Origin of the sequence: Planktothrix rubescens CCAP 1459/22 (genome assembly GCA_904830895.1) — a bacterium.
In the GTDB taxonomy this organism is placed as follows: Bacteria; Cyanobacteriota; Cyanobacteriia; order Cyanobacteriales; family Microcoleaceae; genus Planktothrix; species Planktothrix agardhii.
On sequence record LR882958.1, the window covers coordinates 5,109,059 to 5,125,673 of the forward strand.

General features: G+C 42.1%; 11 protein-coding genes. 7 read left to right on the top strand and 4 right to left on the bottom strand.

Annotation, left to right across the window (positions count from 1 at the left end; all coding sequences use genetic code 11):
• Nucleotides 1-59: 59 nt before the first annotated feature.
• The gene (locus tag NMG86_RS23175) at nt 60-1,139 is read right to left on the bottom strand and encodes a PIN/TRAM domain-containing protein (protein ID WP_026796603.1); all 1,080 of its coding nucleotides are present in this window, start codon (nt 1,137-1,139) and stop codon (nt 60-62) included.
• Nucleotides 1,140-1,308: 169 nt separating this feature from the next.
• Between NMG86_RS23175 and hemW the strand changes: the two genes are divergently transcribed.
• Nucleotides 1,309-2,589, top strand: coding sequence for a radical SAM family heme chaperone HemW (gene hemW, locus NMG86_RS23180; RefSeq protein WP_026796604.1), 1,281 nt, complete (start codon nt 1,309-1,311; stop codon nt 2,587-2,589).
• Between the two features lie 217 nt (nt 2,590-2,806).
• On the opposite strand, the gene purF is transcribed toward hemW, so the two are convergent.
• Together purF and purL are read right to left on the bottom strand one after the other, a co-directional pair.
• Nucleotides 2,807-4,285, bottom strand: a complete 1,479-nt coding sequence (gene purF, locus NMG86_RS23185) for an amidophosphoribosyltransferase (protein WP_026787886.1) — start codon at nt 4,283-4,285, stop codon at nt 2,807-2,809.
• 175 nt (nt 4,286-4,460) lie between these two features.
• Nucleotides 4,461-6,908 carry a phosphoribosylformylglycinamidine synthase subunit PurL gene (gene purL / locus NMG86_RS23190; protein ID WP_087882119.1) on the bottom strand — a complete coding sequence of 816 codons (2,448 nt, stop codon included), beginning with the start codon at nt 6,906-6,908 and terminating at the stop codon, nt 4,461-4,463.
• 196 nt (nt 6,909-7,104) lie between these two features.
• Here purL and tadA point away from each other — a divergent pair, with 196 nt between their 5' ends.
• From tadA to NMG86_RS23205, 3 genes are all read left to right on the top strand, one after another.
• Nucleotides 7,105-7,593 (top strand): tRNA adenosine(34) deaminase TadA, encoded by a 489-nt coding sequence (tadA, locus tag NMG86_RS23195; RefSeq protein ID WP_026787887.1) that lies wholly within the window; start codon nt 7,105-7,107, stop codon nt 7,591-7,593.
• Between the two features lie 131 nt (nt 7,594-7,724).
• Nucleotides 7,725-8,399 (top strand): lysophospholipid acyltransferase family protein, encoded by a 675-nt coding sequence (locus NMG86_RS23200; protein WP_026787888.1) that lies wholly within the window; start codon nt 7,725-7,727, stop codon nt 8,397-8,399.
• A 42-nt stretch (nt 8,400-8,441) separates the two neighbouring features.
• Nucleotides 8,442-8,864, top strand: coding sequence for a hypothetical protein (locus NMG86_RS23205; RefSeq protein WP_052338572.1), 423 nt, complete (start codon nt 8,442-8,444; stop codon nt 8,862-8,864).
• Between the two features lie 52 nt (nt 8,865-8,916).
• Here NMG86_RS23205 and NMG86_RS23210 read toward each other — a convergent pair whose 3' ends face one another.
• Entirely contained in the window at nt 8,917-9,111 is a 195-nt protein-coding gene (locus tag NMG86_RS23210) for a hypothetical protein (protein ID WP_026787890.1), read from the bottom strand.
• A gap of 322 nt (nt 9,112-9,433) precedes the next feature.
• Here NMG86_RS23210 and NMG86_RS23215 point away from each other — a divergent pair, with 322 nt between their 5' ends.
• From NMG86_RS23215 to rne, 3 genes are all read left to right on the top strand, one after another.
• Entirely contained in the window at nt 9,434-12,142 is a 2,709-nt protein-coding gene (locus NMG86_RS23215) for a TIGR03960 family B12-binding radical SAM protein (RefSeq protein ID WP_026796605.1), read from the top strand.
• Nucleotides 12,143-12,934: 792 nt separating this feature from the next.
• Entirely contained in the window at nt 12,935-14,107 is a 1,173-nt protein-coding gene (locus NMG86_RS23220) for an RNA-guided endonuclease InsQ/TnpB family protein (protein WP_043938993.1), read from the top strand.
• 179 nt (nt 14,108-14,286) lie between these two features.
• Complete coding sequence (rne, locus tag NMG86_RS23225) at nt 14,287-16,563, top strand: ribonuclease E (protein WP_026787892.1); 2,277 nt, start codon at nt 14,287-14,289, stop codon at nt 16,561-16,563.
• Nucleotides 16,564-16,615: the final 52 nt, after the last annotated feature.

A 16,615-nucleotide genomic window follows, 5' to 3' on the forward strand; every position in this document is an offset into this window, starting at 1 on the left:
AATGAAACAGCCCCCCGTGCACGGGGGGTTTGGGGGGGCTATTCCCTATTCCTATAAATTCAAGCGATCACAGAATGTTCAGGACGGGCAAAAATCATCCGACCTGCGGAAGTTTGCAAGGAACTTGTCACAATTACTCGTACCAAATCTCCGACATACTCACTTCCATCTTCTACAACAACCATTGTACCATCATCTAAATAACCAATACCCTGAGATGGTTCTTTCCCTTCCTTTCTAATTTTCAACTCAATAATATCCCCTGGTAAATAGGAGGCACGGATCGCTTGCACCAAATCATTAATATTCAAAACTGGAACTTGTTGTACCGTTGCCACCTTTGATAAATTGTAATCATTGGTTAATAGCGTGCCATTGATTTCTTGAGCAAATCGGACTAATTTGGCATCGACTGTTTGCGGTTCTTCATAATCAATGGAATGAATCGAAATCTGATCGGGATAGTCTTCTCGTAGACGATTCAAAATATCTAATCCTCGCCGTCCTCGCACCCGTTTTTGATCATTAGCGGCATCAGCAACTAATTGTAACTCCTGTAAAATAAACTGAGGTACTAAAATTTGACCTTCAATAAACCCTGTTTCTAACAAACTTTCAATCCGACCATCAATAATACAACTGGTATCAATTACTTTGGTATAAGCAGGTTTTAGAGTTCCTTCCGCCAATAACATTGAGTCTAAACTACCCGGATTAATAATTCTGAAAAATGCCCGTCCGTGGGTATCCGCTAAATTAACGCCCGTAAACCCAAACATGGCACTACATAACAGTGCAAACAAAGGTTTCATAAACCCAAATTCCCTGGGAATAGGCAGTAAAAATAACGGTGCTAACATTAAATTAGCGACTAATAATCCAATCACCAAACCGATAGCACGGGTGATTAATACGTCAAGAGGCATCTGGCGAACTTGGTCTTCTAGGCGACGATAGGTGGTTTGCACCACTAAACCAATTACGCCTCCGATTAAAGCTGTAAATGCACCCGTAACCGATCGCAGTCCTTCGATATTTGTGACTTGATCGAGTACGGGTTTCGGAAGCAATTCGATGCCGTAGAAGCCCGTCCCAGCACCAGCTATTATGAATAAAATAATAATGATTGCATCTAGCATGATTTTAAGCCGATGGGAGTGGTTTGGAAATCCCGTTCAGGATATCCGTGGGTTTGTGTACCATTATATCTTCAGTGGGAAACCTAATCGGTATCCGACCGCTAGGGAAAACCGACCGCACTAATTATCCCGACTCCATTATTGTCCACAATCTCCCTAAACCCTTAATATGACTAATTCTTCTATTCTCACTAACACTCAATCTCAACCCGGTTTTCCATCTTTAGAATCACCCACATCCGCTTATTTACATATTCCGTTTTGTCGTCGCCGTTGTTTTTACTGTGATTTTGCCGTTGCGGTTGTAGGCGATCGCAAACATGGGGATAATTCTGGCATGATTCAAGAATATGTAAAAGTATTATGTCAAGAAATTGCCCAAGAATCCGTTTCTGCTAATATTTCTCCTTTAAAAACCGTTTTCTTTGGCGGTGGAACTCCTTCCTTATTATCGGTTAATCAGTTAGAACAAATTTTACATCTAGTAGATCAACAATTAGGTATTGCTACGGATGCAGAAATTTCTATGGAAGTAGACCCCGGAACTTTCGATCAAGAAAAATTACAAGGTTTTCTGGATTTGGGGGTAAATCGAATTAGTTTAGGGGTACAAGGATTTCAGGATAAACTCTTACAATTAGCTGGGCGATCTCATACCGTTGATGATATTTTTTCAGCAATTAATATTATTGAAAAAACTGGAATCAAAAACTGGAGTTTAGATTTAATTTCCGGTCTACCCGAACAAACCTTAGAAGATTGGGAATATTCCTTAAAAACCCTATTAAAAATTAACCCCAATCATATCTCGATTTACGACCTAATAGTCGAAGATAAAACACCCTTTTCTCGATATTATACTCCGGGTGAATTTCCCCTACCCACGGAAGAATCCACCGCCCAAATGTATCGTTTAGCTCAACAACTTTTAACACAAGCTGGCTATGAACATTACGAAATTTCTAACTATGCCAAACCCGAATTTCAATGTCAACATAATTTAGTCTACTGGAAAAAACAACCCTATTATGGTTTTGGCATGGGGGCGGCAAGTTATCTTCAGGGTTATCGCTTAACTCGACCTCGAAAACGACAAGAATATTATGCCTGGGTTAATGGTAATTATTCATACAATATTGCCGAATTTGTCGATACAACCCAAGAAAAACTATTAGAAACATTAATGTTAGGATTACGGTTAGCAGAAGGAATTAATTTAGAATATCTATCACAACAATTTGGAGCCGAAACCCTAGCCAAAATATTAACAATATTAATTCCTTTTAAAAATCAAGAATTAGTTCAATTTTTAGATACCCAAAAACAACCTATTTCTAACACCATTCAACCGGACTTAAATCAAGGTTTTATTCAATTAACAGATCCCGATGGTTTCTTACTTTCTAATCAAATTTTATCTACATTATTTGCAGAATTAAGTGATCTGTAACTTAGGTTATAGCAGTTGCCGCATCTATTAGGACATTCTTGAAAGCTAAAAGCTGCTCACAGTAAGTATTTACCTATAGCGAGATTGCCTATTCCCTATTGCCTCTTGCTATACATCCTATTCTTTGTGTCTTTGTGGTTAAATAAAGATAAAAACCGGGTTTCTTAGGTCAAAAATCCGGTTTTTGGGGGCAAGTTTATAAATTATATTTCAGAATTTAAACCGTTACCGATTTTTCCAAAATCAATTTAGATCGTTTTACCTTTTCAGGAATATCAATCGGATAATTCCCAGTAAAACACGCCGAACAGAAAGTATTAGTATCTTCCCGAGTGGCGATTAACATTCCTTCCCAACTTAAATAAGCTAAAGTATCAACCTCAATCTGTTGACGAATTTCTTCCACTGATTTTGTTGCCGCAATCAATTGATCCTGACTATCAGTATCAATCCCATAAAAACAAGGATGAGTCACCGGAGGAGAAGAAATTCTCATGTGAACTTCCTTAGCACCCGCATCCCGCAGCGCCTTCACAATTTTGCGGCTGGTAGTACCTCGGACAATCGAATCATCCACAATAATCACCCGTTTACCTTCCAAGACATCCTTTAACGGGTTTAACTTCATCCGAATCCCCGACTCCCGCATACTTTGAGTCGGTTGAATAAACGTCCGACCCACATAACGGTTTTTAATTAATCCCTCAGCAAAAGGAATCCCAGACTCCTGAGAAAATCCAATCGCCGCCGGAATCCCAGAGTCAGGAACCCCGATCACAATATCCGCATCAATAAAGGATTCTCTAGCTAAAATTCGTCCGATTTCCAAACGATAACTATAGAGACTTTCGCCACACATCACACTATCAGGACGGGCAAAATAAATCATCTCAAACACACATAATTTCCGGGCGGGTTTCTGACTCCAGTGGAAAGAAGACATTCCTTCTTCTGTAATCCAAACCAATTCCCCCGGTTCCACATCCCGCAGATATTCCGCCCCAATAATATCTAATCCACAGGTTTCCGACGCCAAAACATACCGTTGCGGACTTGTCGGTAAAATTCCAATCACTAATGGTCGAATCCCATTCGGGTCACGGACTCCCATCATTCCTTTGGGTGTCCCAATCACTAAACTATAGGCCCCCTGACACTGGGTAAAAGCACTTAACGCCCCTTCTAACCAGTCTTTGCCACTATTGACTTCTGAAGCGATCGCTAAAGCAATCATTTCGCTATCGGTGGTGGTCAGAAAATCACATTCCCGCCGGGTTAATTCTGCACGCAATTCGCCCGTATTGACTAAATTACCATTATGTGCTAGAGCCAGGGAACCCAGGCGAGTTGAAACCACCGCCGGTTGAGCATTCACCCGACGGCTTGATCCCGTCGTGGAATAGCGGGTATGACCGACAGCCAGATTCCCAGTTAACTCATTTAAAATATTTTCATTAAACACCTGGGAGACTAATCCCATCTCCTTATGTAAATGCACCTTGTCGCCATCAAAGGTGGCAATTCCGGCGGATTCTTGGCCTCGGTGTTGTAGCGCATATAGACCAAAATAAGTCAGTTTAGCGACATCCTCCCCTGGAGCATACACCCCAAAAACGCCACAGGCTTCTTCCGGCTTATCAGGTCGTTCGTGATCAACCTGAGCAGAGTGGGTATCTAGGGAATCATTTGGAATCATTTTACGGTTTTGCTCCTGATTGGCAAAGTCAGATAGTGGGATTTATGAATTAAGGCTACTGGATAGCGCGAGTATAACTACTCAAAAGTTAACATTTTCTTAATCTTATCCCTTTTTAGCTGAAATCGCAAGAAAGTCTCGCGTCTGGAATCTTCTCTGTGTCTTTGTGGTTAAATTAATCCTGACCATCCACCCTGCGTTCAATCGCATTAAAATAGCGATCGCCCATTTCTCCAAGATCAACCTCAATTAAACCCTGATCATCGGCTAAAATCCTTAAAGGTTCAGATCCCGAACCCACAAAACCAAAGTTTTGCCAGATATCGTTTTCTTTCCCTAACTGTTGTTCTAAAAACCCTTCCCAAACCAACTGAGATTCAGGATGCACAGAAACCAGAATTTGTCCCCCTCCTTCTCCAAATAGAATATTATCCCAACGGACAGAAGGATTAGAACCTAAACCCAGCTTAACCGTCGCCCCTTTTTGGCCACTCAGACAAGATTCGGCCAGCGCCACCGCTAACCCCCCTTCAGCACAATCATGGGCCGATTTAATCCAACCTTGACGAATACCTTCCCGACAGGCAGTTTGTACCTTTTGTTCTAACTCAAAATCTACCCTCGGAGGCTTACCCGCAATCGTACTATGCAACACCGCCAAATATTCCGACGCGCCTAACGTGGGTAAAGTTTTGTCATCCCCCAAAAGATAGATTAAATCCCCCGAACTTTGCCAACCTTGACCACAAACCTTAGTTAAATCCGTAATTAGTCCCACCATTCCCACCACCGGGGTCGGATAAATTGATTCCGGGTTCCCCTCTGCATCTAGGGTTTCATTATAAAGTGACACATTCCCCCCCGTCACCGGAGTATTCAACGCCTTACAGCCATCGGAAATCCCCCGACAAGATTCCGCCAACTGCCAATATCCAATCGGTTTTTCAGGACTACCAAAATTCAAGTTATCCGTCACCGCAATCGGTTCGGCCCCCACACAACTTAAATTCCGGGCGGCTTCGGCTACCGTTGCCTTCGCTCCTTCGTAGGGGTCAAGATACACATACCGAGAGTTACAGTCTACTGTTGCGGCTAGTCCACGATAGACCCCCCTCAGTCCCCCCTTACCAAGGGGGGAAGCCGGATCTTCAAGCCCCCCCTTATCCAGCAGGGAAGCCGGATCTTCATCTTCAAGCCCCCCCTTGGTAAGGGGGGGTTGGGGGGGTTCCAACGGCCTTAACCGAATCACCGCCGCATCCCCACCCCCAGGAACTAAAACCGTATTATTCTGAACTTGATGATCATATTGTCGATAAACCCAGCGTTTAGAAGCAATAGAAGGGGTGTCTAATAAAGTCAATAACACTTGATTCCAAGATTGAAATTCCCCCTTAATTTTAATTCCTGATATTGTAGATTCCGGTAAATTTTCCGGTTTCCATTGCCAAGCTATTTGAACATATTCTGGCGGTTCTGATAATATTTCTCGCGGATATAATGGCGTATTTTCTGCTAAAGCATCCGCCGGAATTTCCGCCGCAATTTCCCCTTGAAATAAAATTCTAACTATGGGTTCGGCAATCACAGTTCCCGCCACAACCGCTTGTAATCCCCAACGATGGAAAATATCAATTAACTCCTGTTCTCGCCCTTTTTGAGCGACAAATAACATCCGTTCTTGAGATTCCGATAATAGATATTCATAGGCAACCATTCCCGTTTCCCGTACCGGAATTAAGTCTAAATCTAGCTCAATTCCTACCCCACCTTTTGCCGCCATTTCTGATGTTGAGCAGGTAATTCCTGCCGCTCCCATATCCTGGGCTGCTACCACCGCACCCGTTTTAAATGCTTCTAAACAAGCTTCCACTAAAGACTTTTCTAAAAACGGATCTCCCACCTGTACCGCCGGACGATCTTGAATCGATTCTTCACTTAATTCGGCACTGGCGAAACTCGCTCCCCCCATGCCATCCCGCCCCGTTGTTGAACCAACATATAACACCGGATTTCCAATTCCTGAAGCACCAGATTTGACAATTTCTGGGGTTTCCATTAACCCAATTGCCATCGCATTAACTAGGGGGTTTCCGTTATAAGCTGGATCAAAATAAACCTCTCCCCCAACAGTTGGAACCCCGAAACAATTACCATAATGACTAATACCAGAAACCACCCCTTTAAATATTTGTCTAGTTCGGTTATCTTCTAAGGAACCAAACCGCAAGGAATTTAACGCCGCAATTGGACGCGCTCCCATCGTAAAAATATCTCTTAAAATTCCCCCTACTCCCGTCGCAGCGCCTTGGAATGGTTCAATAGCTGAAGGGTGATTATGGGATTCGATTTTAAAGGCAATATGCAGCCCATCACCAAAGTCCACAACTCCGGCATTTTCTCCTGGGCCAACTAAAATTCGTTCTCCCGTGGTGGGAAATTGTTTGAGCAGAGGGCGGGAATTTTTATAACAACAGTGTTCGCTCCACATCACCCCAAACATCCCTAATTCCGCTTTGTTGGGATGTCTTCCTAAGCGTCGGACAATTTCTTCATATTCTTCGGGTTTGATGCCTTCAGAGGCAATTTCTTCAGCAGAAAAGGGACAATTATTTTTGGTAGACATCTATACAAGCGATCGCACTTTTCACCACAGCATTTCCCATTCTATCTTCTCCTCACTCAAAACTGATTTGATTAAAAAAATTGCCGACTAGATAGGAGCTACCCTTGACAAATTCCCGCAGCCGTCGTATAATGACTATACGGCTAACATGGACATACACTTGATTAAAAAATCAATATACAAACACAACCCCCCGATGTCTGGTTCCCCAAACCCAATTTTTAACAACTATTCCACCCATCAATATTGGATGAGTCGGGCTTTAGAATTAGCGCAACAAGCTGGAGAAGCCGGAGAAGTCCCCGTTGGAGCTATTATTATTAATCAGAACAATCAACTAATTTCCCAAGCCCAAAACCGCAAAGAAAGAGACTGTGACCCCACCGCCCACGCCGAAATATTAGCCCTACGAGAAGCAGGAAAACTATTAAAAAATTGGCATCTAAATACCTGTACTTTGTACGTCACCCTTGAACCCTGTCCCTTATGTACCGGAGCCATATTACAAGCTCGTTTAGGGTTACTGGTTTATGGCGCCGATGACCCCAAAACCGGAACTATCCGTACCGTTATCAACCTTCCCAATAGTCCCTGTTCTTATCATAAATTATCGGTTTTAGGTGGAATATTAGAATCTCCTTGTCGTCAACAATTACAATCTTGGTTTGCTCAAAAACGCAATTAAATAGACAATAAAAAAACTGTCCTAATCACGATCAATAAAACCCTTTAAACTGTTTAAAATCCAGTTAAGAGGTTTATTCAACCTGCGAAAACCGTTATGCTCATCTTTGATCTAATCAATCTTTTGCAAAAATGTCCATATCTACAAAAGAAACACAGGTTAATTCTGACGTTTCTCCCTTGCTGGCTGCAATTGTTTATCCCTTGGGACGACATCTGGTTTTACCATTTTATTTTAAATCCTTGGAAGTCATCGGCCAAGAAAATCTTCCCCAACAAGGCCCTATTATTTTAGCACCAACCCATCGTTCCCGTTGGGATGCAATTATGATTCCCTTTTCCACAGGTCGCTATGTCACCGGGCGGGACTTGCGGTTTATGGTTACGGTTGATGAAATGAAAGGACTACAGGGGTGGTTTATTCGTCACCTCGGTGGGTTTGCAATTAATCAAAAACATCCGACTATTTCTACGATTCGTTATGGCGTGGAATTGCTACACCAAGGAGAAATGTTAGTGATTTTTCCAGAAGGAAATATTTTTCAGGATGACCAAGTTCACCCCCTAAAATTAGGACTGGGACGTTTAGCCATCCAAGCGGAAACTAGCCAGGAACATTTAGGAATTAAGATTGTCCCGATTTCTGTACGCTATAATCCGATTATTCCCTGTCGAGGTTCTAGTGTTAAAATAAAAATCGGTACTCCCTTATCTGTGACTGATTATTGTCAAGGTTCAGCCAAAAAAGATGCTCAACATCTGATTCAAGATTTACAATTAGCACTGAACCAAATTGATCAACCCTAAGTGTTATAATTATAACTACTTTTAATTAATAAGCTGTTAAGCATGATGGACTCTAGCTTGAATTTTAAGCCCGGTCAAATTGTGGGATTAAATCATCAAAACAGTTGTTTGTATGCAGAAGTAATTCAAGTTGTCGAAGTTCGGGGAGTCTGTTGGGTAAGACCTTTGATGTTAATTCAAGGATTATCTGAATATCCAGAAGACAATTTTTCGAGTTTTGGTTTTACCCCGGAAACCTTTATTTTATCTGATTTACGCCAAAGTCCTGATTTAATTTGGCCAACACATTTATTTAGGGCTGCTTTGGATACGGAAGTTATTACTTTCTTAGCACAGTTAGAGTCTCCAGAGGCTAATTATCCTGGACTTAAACGAGTCAATACTTGTTCTGCTCACCAACAACTGCAAGATTTTATCGGTCAGGTTTGGCGAGCTTCTGCTAATATTTTTGATTCTAATCGTTAGAATACAAAACCCTGTTTATTGTTGCATCTCGAAATTTTTAAATCCCAAGCTATTAATGGCTAGAAACTAAGCGAATGCGCCCAGCATCCATTTCTTCCATTAATAATTCTAAGGCTTCATAATCGACATCGGAAACATAACCCAGTCGGGTTAATTCTGTATTAATCGCATTTTCAATTTCAGGAGTCAGACATCTAAAATAGAGAGCTTTTTCAACCAGTTTACGAATCATATTCGTTGCTGACATAGTAGGTACGGATAACTCGCATATTTTTATTATGTTATAAATAGTGATTTTTATTTGTGATCATATCCTTTTATTTGAAGTGATCTTTATCACTTAATATATGGGAACTTTGGTAACATTTATTTAGTCCCAATTTCATCTACCTTGAGATAGATTTTCAGTATATTTTAATACGTTTGACCCAAAAGTTATTTTAAAAAATTAATTGTTTTTTAGGTTTCGTCCTCAAATATTTGATTACACGGTACTGCTACAATCAACACGATGGCAACATCAATGGTAATCTTAAAATATTGTCGTTATTAATAGGGTGAGGTTTGCCTTGAATGTCGCAGTCGAGAAACTAATTACACCAGAAATTCATCAACCTGCCCGTTATCTGGGTCAGGAGTTAGGCGCCAAACGCAAACCTTGGGAGTCCGCCGTCGTCCGTTGGTCGTTAACCTATCCTGAAGTTTACGAGGTCGGAGTCTCAAACCTTGGCCATGTTATTCTCTATAATATCTTAAATACTCAACCTCGGCAATTATGCGATCGCGCCTATCTCCCAGCGTCGGACTTAGCAAAAAAATTACGCGAGACTAAAACCCCTTTATTTGGTGTTGAGTCCCGTCATTTTTTAATTGATTTTGATATTTTAGGATTTAGCCTCAGCTACGAATTAGGGGCAACAAATATCTTAGAAATGTTAGATTTAGCCGGAATTCCCCTAACTTGGGAAGACCGACAAAATTATTCGGTTTGGGGTGATGATCAAAATTCTGATCAACCCCATTATCCCTTAATTTTTGCCGGGGGACAAACGGCCACATCTAACCCCGAACCCTACTCGGATTTTTTTGATTTTATCGCTTTAGGAGATGGGGAAGAATTATTACCAGAAATTGGATTAATTTTAGAAGAATGCAAGAAAAAGAACTTAGATAGAAAAGCCGTATTACTAGATTTAGCCCAAATTCCAGGGATCTATGTTCCCCAATTTTATCAGATGGCAGAAGATGGTTCTGTTCATCCCAAACATCCTAATGTTCCTGCCAAAATTTTAAGACGGGTAGCCGCACCAATGCCCGCCTATTCGATTAAATTTGTTCCTTATGTGCAAACAGTTCATGATCGGTTAGTAATTGAAGTTAGACGGGGTTGTACCAGGGGATGTCGTTTTTGTCAACCGGGAATGTTAACCCGTCCAGCGCGAGATGTGGAACCGGAAGATGTGATTCAAGCTGTTGAAAAAGGGATGAAAGAAACGGGTTATAATGAATTTTCCTTATTATCTTTGAGTTGTTCCGATTATTTATCCTTACCCTCGGTGGGAATGGAAATTAAGAACCGTCTTAAAGATTATAATGTTAGTTTATCTTTACCTAGTCAACGGGTAGATCGCTTTGATGAAAATATTGCTAATATTCTAGGGGGAGCGCGACAAAGTGGGTTAACTTTTGCCCCAGAAGCGGGAACTCAAAGAATGCGAGATATTATTAATAAAGGGTTAACTAATGAGGAATTATTAAAGGGAGTTAAAACCGCCTTTGACCAAGGTTGGGATAAAATTAAACTCTATTTTATGATTGGTTTACCCGGAGAAACCGATGCCGATATATTAGGAATTGCCGAAACCGTTGCTTGGTTAAAACGAGAATGTTCTGCTAAAGATCGCAGAAAGTTAAACTTTAATTTAACTATTTCTAACTTTACACCTAAACCCCATACTCCCTTTCAATGGCATTCAGTTTCCACAACAGAATTCCAACGCAAACAGAAATTATTAAAACAAGAATTTCGACAAATGCGAGGGGTAAAGGTAAACTTTACTGATGTTAGAATCTCGGCCATGGAGGATTTTGTTGGTCGAGGCGATCGCCGTTTAGGGCCAGTGGTGCGTCGTGCGTGGGAACTCGGCGCCGGAATGGACTCCTGGTGGGAAAGTTTGGATCGAGCTTTTGGCGCTTGGACACAGGCTATAGAAGAAGCAGGTTTGAGTTGGAAATATCGTCGGGTGGAAAGCGGGGAATGGAATTTAATTGAGGGAACAGGGAACAGCCCCCCCAAACCCCCCGTGCACGGGGGGCTAGGGGGGGAGGAAACAGGGAATAGTCAAGAACAGGATTATGCAGTATTATTAGATCAGCCCTTACCTTGGGATCATATTGATAGTGGAATTGATAAAAATTGGCTCAAGGAAGATTTAAAACTGGCTTTAGAAGCGGCTACCGTTCCCGATTGTTCCTTTGAAAGTTGTTCCCATTGTGGAGTTTGTGGAACCGATTTTGGTCATAATATTGTGATCAAATCTCCCCCAATTCCCCAATTTGCCGGAGAATTTATTCCTAATTCTCAACGAGTCCAACGTTTAAGAGTTAGATTTGGAAAATTAGGAGATATGGCTTTAGTCGGACATTTGGATTTATTCAGATTATTTGATCGGGCGATTCGTCGGGCTTCAATTCCCTTAGCGTTTACCGGAGGATACCGTCCAAATCCGCGAATTTCCATTGCTTTTGCCTTACCATTAGGAGCAACAAGTAGCGGAGAAATTGTGGATTTTGAATTAACAGAATCCATGAATATCGAGGAATTTCGCCAAAAATTAGCCCAGGGTTTACCCGATAATATTCCTTTGTATCAAATTCAAGAAGTTCCCATAGACTTACCCTCCCTAACGGATGCGGTGGAAAAAGCAGAATATTATTTAACCGTAAATTGGATAGGAGAAATAGACGCTATCCCCGAATGGTTAAATTGGATTAATGCAGTTAAAGCCACATCAGAAATTTTATGGGAGAAAACCACAAAATCAGGCAAAAAGAACATCATAAATTTACGAGAACAATTATTTGAACTGGAGATGATTTCCGAGGAAGATCAATTGTTGCGTTATGTGGGGAGTTGTCGGAATGATGGGACACAACTACGACCCGAACTAATGATTAAGATGTTAGAACAGGTAACTGGCCAAGAATTCCAACTGTTACACATTCACCGCCATTCACTTTTAACGCGACCCGAAAAGATTTCTATATCTGGTTGGTGATAATTTGTGTTTACGACCGTGCTATAATGAAACCCGGTAAGCCAAGTTTTGTAGCATAGTGGGCGGGTTCGCCTGAATCTAGGCTACAAACCGACAATATTACAGATTGCAGGTTAGAAGCGGCTATAATAAACTGATCAAACCGGAAGCTCACCTGTACTTAAAGTTAGTGTAGGTTCTTGACTGGTAGCGCACCTGTTGATCAGGCGGTTGGGAAATCAACCAAACCCTAATGTTACTAAAAATCAACGGAAGAAAGTAGCAAAAAACTTTTTCTGGCATCTGTCTTGATACCATAAAGAAACAAACACTTTCAATGGCTAGATTTAAGTTCATTGAGGGCAGTTGGGGGAGAGATCATCTAGCTTGGAATGTGCGATCTAGGCTGTAGTCCCTAAAGTTTTCGTAGATACGGATACTATATTGGTGAGTTAGTCAAGAGGTCAACCCCTGTCAAACCCAAGTATTCCTTTGGACAGAATCATGATGAAGGCAGATGGATAACAAATAACCGCCTATAATTTCATTTTCCCATAACCTTTAAAGGCTTAAATTTGATGGATTTTGGATATTAAATTTGGGTGTTTGTTAACCGTTGATTTTCAATGATCAAAACCTGATTCCCTCTTGCGGTTTGCCCGTTGGCTCGGTGTGTCCTTGGTGTCTTCCTAATGGCGATAAAATTCGCATTAATGAATTTATCGAAAAAATGGGTTTAAAACCCCTAAGTTCTACTTAGGCTTTTTATTCAATTGTATTGTATACTGAAGAAGAAGATTTTAAGAGCAAAGAATGAAGTTAAGGTATCGGTATAGAATCTACCCAACAGACCAACAAAAGGGGCTAATATCCCGATTGTTTGGTTGTTGTCGTGTGGTTTTTAACGATGCCTTAGCTTACTGTCAAGATCAATACCGTGCGGGTAGTAAAAAGCCTTCTAGTGGCGAACTTTCTAAAAGACTTACAGAACTCAAAAAAACCGAGGAGAAAATCTGGTTGGGAGAGGTTTCCTCTATTCCCTTACAACAAAGTTTAAGGGATTTGGAGCAGGCTTATTCTAACTTTTTCAAATCCTGTAAAGTCCAAAGAAAAGGCAAGAAAGTTAAGCCACCTAAATTTAAGAAGCGTAAGTCTAAACAGTCTGCTAAGTTCACCGACAATGGGTTCAAACTCTATCCTAATTCTGATTACATTTACCTAGCCAAAATTGGTGATATCAAAGTGATTTGGAGTAGGGAGTTACCCGCAATTCCTTCTGGTGTTACCTTAGTCAAAGATAGTGCTGATAGGTATTTTGTGAGCTTTGTAGTTGAGTTTAATCCTCGGCAATTAGCAAAGAACGGACAAAGTGTTGGAATTGATTTAGGAATCACCGATTTTGCTACATTAAGCGACGGTGAAAAAATTAAATCTCCTCAACCTTTAAAGAAACAATTAAAGCGTTTGAGGAGATTACAGCAAAATTTGTCAAGAAAACAGAAGGGTAGCAGAAGAAGGGAAGTTGCTAGAAAAAAACTAGCCAAACTTCACGCTAAAATTTCTGATACCCGAAACGATTTTTTGCATAAGTTGTCAACTAAGATTATTCGTGAAAATCAAACAATAGTCTTGGAAGACTTAAATGTTTCAGGAATGGTTAAAAATAGGAAATTAGCCCGTGCTATTTCTGATTTGGGCTGGCGTAGTTTCAGAACTATGTTAGAAGCCAAGTCAGTCATGTACGGGCGTGATTTTCGAGTAATTGATAGATGGACTCCCACTTCTCAAACTTGCTCTTGCTGCGGTTTTCGCGGTGGCAAAAAAGAGTTGAGTGTTAGAGAGTGGACTTGTTTAAATTGTGGCGAATCTCATGATCGAGATATCAACGCAGCAATTAATATTTTAGTCGCCGGAGGGCTTTCGGAGACTTTAAACGGACGTGGAGAGAAGGTCAGTCTTTCTGCAAAGAAAGCATCGTCTCTGTGAAGCGTCAACCCATCCAGCATTTCAGCAGCTATCTCCTGAGTTTGTCGAAGGGTTGATTTGTTGAAATAGATGGAATCCCCGTCCGTTTTACGGCGGGGCGGATGTCAATAATCACGTCAATATTGCTAGGTACACGCAACGTAGGTGCTGACCATATTGCTAAGTTTTGAGGGAATTGAATGTCAAAGCAAATTATTATCGCAGAACAGCAACGAATCGCTGCTGTCTTTTCAGAAGATCAAATTCAAGAACTGGTGGTAGCGACCGGAAATCACCAAGTTAGTGATATTTATCTCGGTATCGTGGAAAATGTCCTACCAGGGATTGATGCCGCCTTTGTCAATATTGGAGACCCGGAACGGAATGGATTTATCCATGTTTCCGACCTGGGGCCATTACGATTAAAACGCAGTTCCGGTTCGATTACCGAACTATTAAGCCCCCAGCAAAAAGTGTTGGTGCAGGTAATGAAAGAACCCACCGGAACTAAAGGCCCTCGGTTAACCGGAAATATTTCCTTACCCGGACGGTATTTAGTGTTAATGCCCTATGGTAGAGGGGTGAATTTATCCCGTCGCATTCGCACGGAAAATGAACGCAACCGTTTAAGGGCCCTAGCCATTCTAATTAAACCCGCCGGAATGGGATTATTAGTCCGCACAGAAGCGGAAGATATGCCCGAGGACGCGATTTTAGAAGACTTGGAAAGCCTACAAAAGCAATGGGAATTGGTGCAACAGGAAGCCCAATCTTCCCGGCCTCCGGCTCTGTTAAATCGAGATAATGATTTTATTCAACGGGTGCTCCGCGATATGTACAGCACCGAAGTTAACCGAATTGTGGTCGATACCAGCACGGGGGTGAAGCGGGTCAAACAACATTTGATGAGTTGGAGTGTAGGCAAAGCTCCTCAAGGGGTGTTAATTGACCACCACCGAGAACGGATTCCGATTTTAGAGTATTTCCGAGCTAATGCAGCTATTCGAGAGGCTTTAAGACCTCGGGTAGATTTGCCATCGGGCGGTTATGTTGTGATTGAACCAACGGAAGCCCTAACGGTAATTGATGTTAACTCTGGCTCCTTTACCCGTTCGGCAACCTCTAGGGAAACGGTGTTATGGACAAATTGCGAAGCCGCCACCGAAATCGCCCGTCAGTTGAGGTTACGCAATATTGCAGGGGTGATTATTGTGGACTTCATTGATATGGATTCCCGCCGAGACCAATTACAAGTGCTGGAACATTTTAATAAAGTCCTGAAGGCCGATAAAGCCCGACCCCAAATTGCTCAATTATCAGAATTAGGGTTAGTGGAATTAACCCGCAAACGCCAGGGCCAAAATATCTATGAATTGTTTGGCAAAACCTGTACCACCTGTGGAGGCCTAGGCCATATCGTTCAGTTACCCGGAGAACCCGAACCCGAACCCGCAGAAACCACGGAACGGCTCGTGATTCCTAGTAATCGGATTATTCCGTCGCCGAGCAGTGGGGACAACTCAGAACGGCCCAGTTTACGTCCGGTTCCGGTTTATGAACAGCCGTCTTCCCGGGAAGAACCCGAAGTTTTAGATCTTGAGGCGTCTGAGGGTTTCCAAGAGTTAGAACTGCTCAACCATCCCAGTTATCAGGATATTGGCGCCAGTAATGCCCGTCGCCGTCGCCGTCGAATTCGGGATATGGATTCTTTAGGGCGAGATGAGGAACTCCCCGCCCCTGATGTTCGGGTGTCTCCAACGGTGAACTATGGGGAACCTCGCACGGATGTTGGGTTTAGTGAAGGGTTCTCAGGACGCAGTGGATTGAGTGAACGCAGTCGCCCCACAAAATCCGAAATTATTAAACCTTCGGTGGAACCAGCCGAGGTGATTTCGGTGGAAATGACTCCAGAGGAACAGGAGGTTTATGCGTTGATGGGGATTTCTCCCTTGATGCTCTCCCATGAACAGGTGAAAAATTCTCGCTCTGTGATTGTCACGGTTCGCTCTCCAGGGGAATCCCCTGTTTCTCCCACGACTCTGATGGATGAAGACTCCGATGAAGGACAAAACCTGCCTCTGTCGATTGGGTCGGGTGAAAGAACTATGCCTGAACGGTCAATTTCTGAACGGATTATTCTCGACCGAACCATAACCGATCGGACAAGTTCACCAGTAGTTATTTCTGAGCGGATTGTTCCCGAACGGTCAATTTCTGACCGGATTATTCTCGAACCGAAAAAACCGGCAATACTAGAAATACCAGAAATAATAGAAATACCGGAAATAACAGAAACACCGAAAATACCAGAAACCCTAGAAAAAATTGAAGAACCTGAAACAACAGTAGAATTTTTTGTACCGGAAACTGAGGATGAGTCACCATCGGAGGATACCTCTGAATCAGATAAGGATCATCAACCGGGTGAACCGATTATTCGCCGCCGTCGCCGTCGGTCTTCGGCTCTGACGGATTAAGAACAGTTATGGGATATTGAGGGTTAACAGTTAATTGCTAACCCTCAACCCA

What these genes read in the sequence shown, in the direction of transcription:
- NMG86_RS23205 (WP_052338572.1), top strand. Translation starts at nt 8,442, where the DNA reads ATGATGGACTCTAGCTTGAATTTTAAGCCCGGTCAAATTGTGGGATTA.
- purF (WP_026787886.1), bottom strand. Translation starts at nt 4,285, where the DNA reads ATGATTCCAAATGATTCCCTAGATACCCACTCTGCTCAGGTTGATCAC.
- purL (WP_087882119.1), bottom strand. Translation starts at nt 6,908, where the DNA reads ATGTCTACCAAAAATAATTGTCCCTTTTCTGCTGAAGAAATTGCCTCT.
- hemW (WP_026796604.1), top strand. Translation starts at nt 1,309, where the DNA reads ATGACTAATTCTTCTATTCTCACTAACACTCAATCTCAACCCGGTTTT.
- NMG86_RS23175 (WP_026796603.1), bottom strand. Translation starts at nt 1,139, where the DNA reads ATGCTAGATGCAATCATTATTATTTTATTCATAATAGCTGGTGCTGGG.
- NMG86_RS23200 (WP_026787888.1), top strand. Translation starts at nt 7,725, where the DNA reads ATGTCCATATCTACAAAAGAAACACAGGTTAATTCTGACGTTTCTCCC.
- NMG86_RS23210 (WP_026787890.1), bottom strand. Translation starts at nt 9,111, where the DNA reads ATGTCAGCAACGAATATGATTCGTAAACTGGTTGAAAAAGCTCTCTAT.
- tadA (WP_026787887.1), top strand. Translation starts at nt 7,105, where the DNA reads ATGTCTGGTTCCCCAAACCCAATTTTTAACAACTATTCCACCCATCAA.
- rne (WP_026787892.1), top strand. Translation starts at nt 14,287, where the DNA reads ATGTCAAAGCAAATTATTATCGCAGAACAGCAACGAATCGCTGCTGTC.
- NMG86_RS23220 (WP_043938993.1), top strand. Translation starts at nt 12,935, where the DNA reads ATGAAGTTAAGGTATCGGTATAGAATCTACCCAACAGACCAACAAAAG.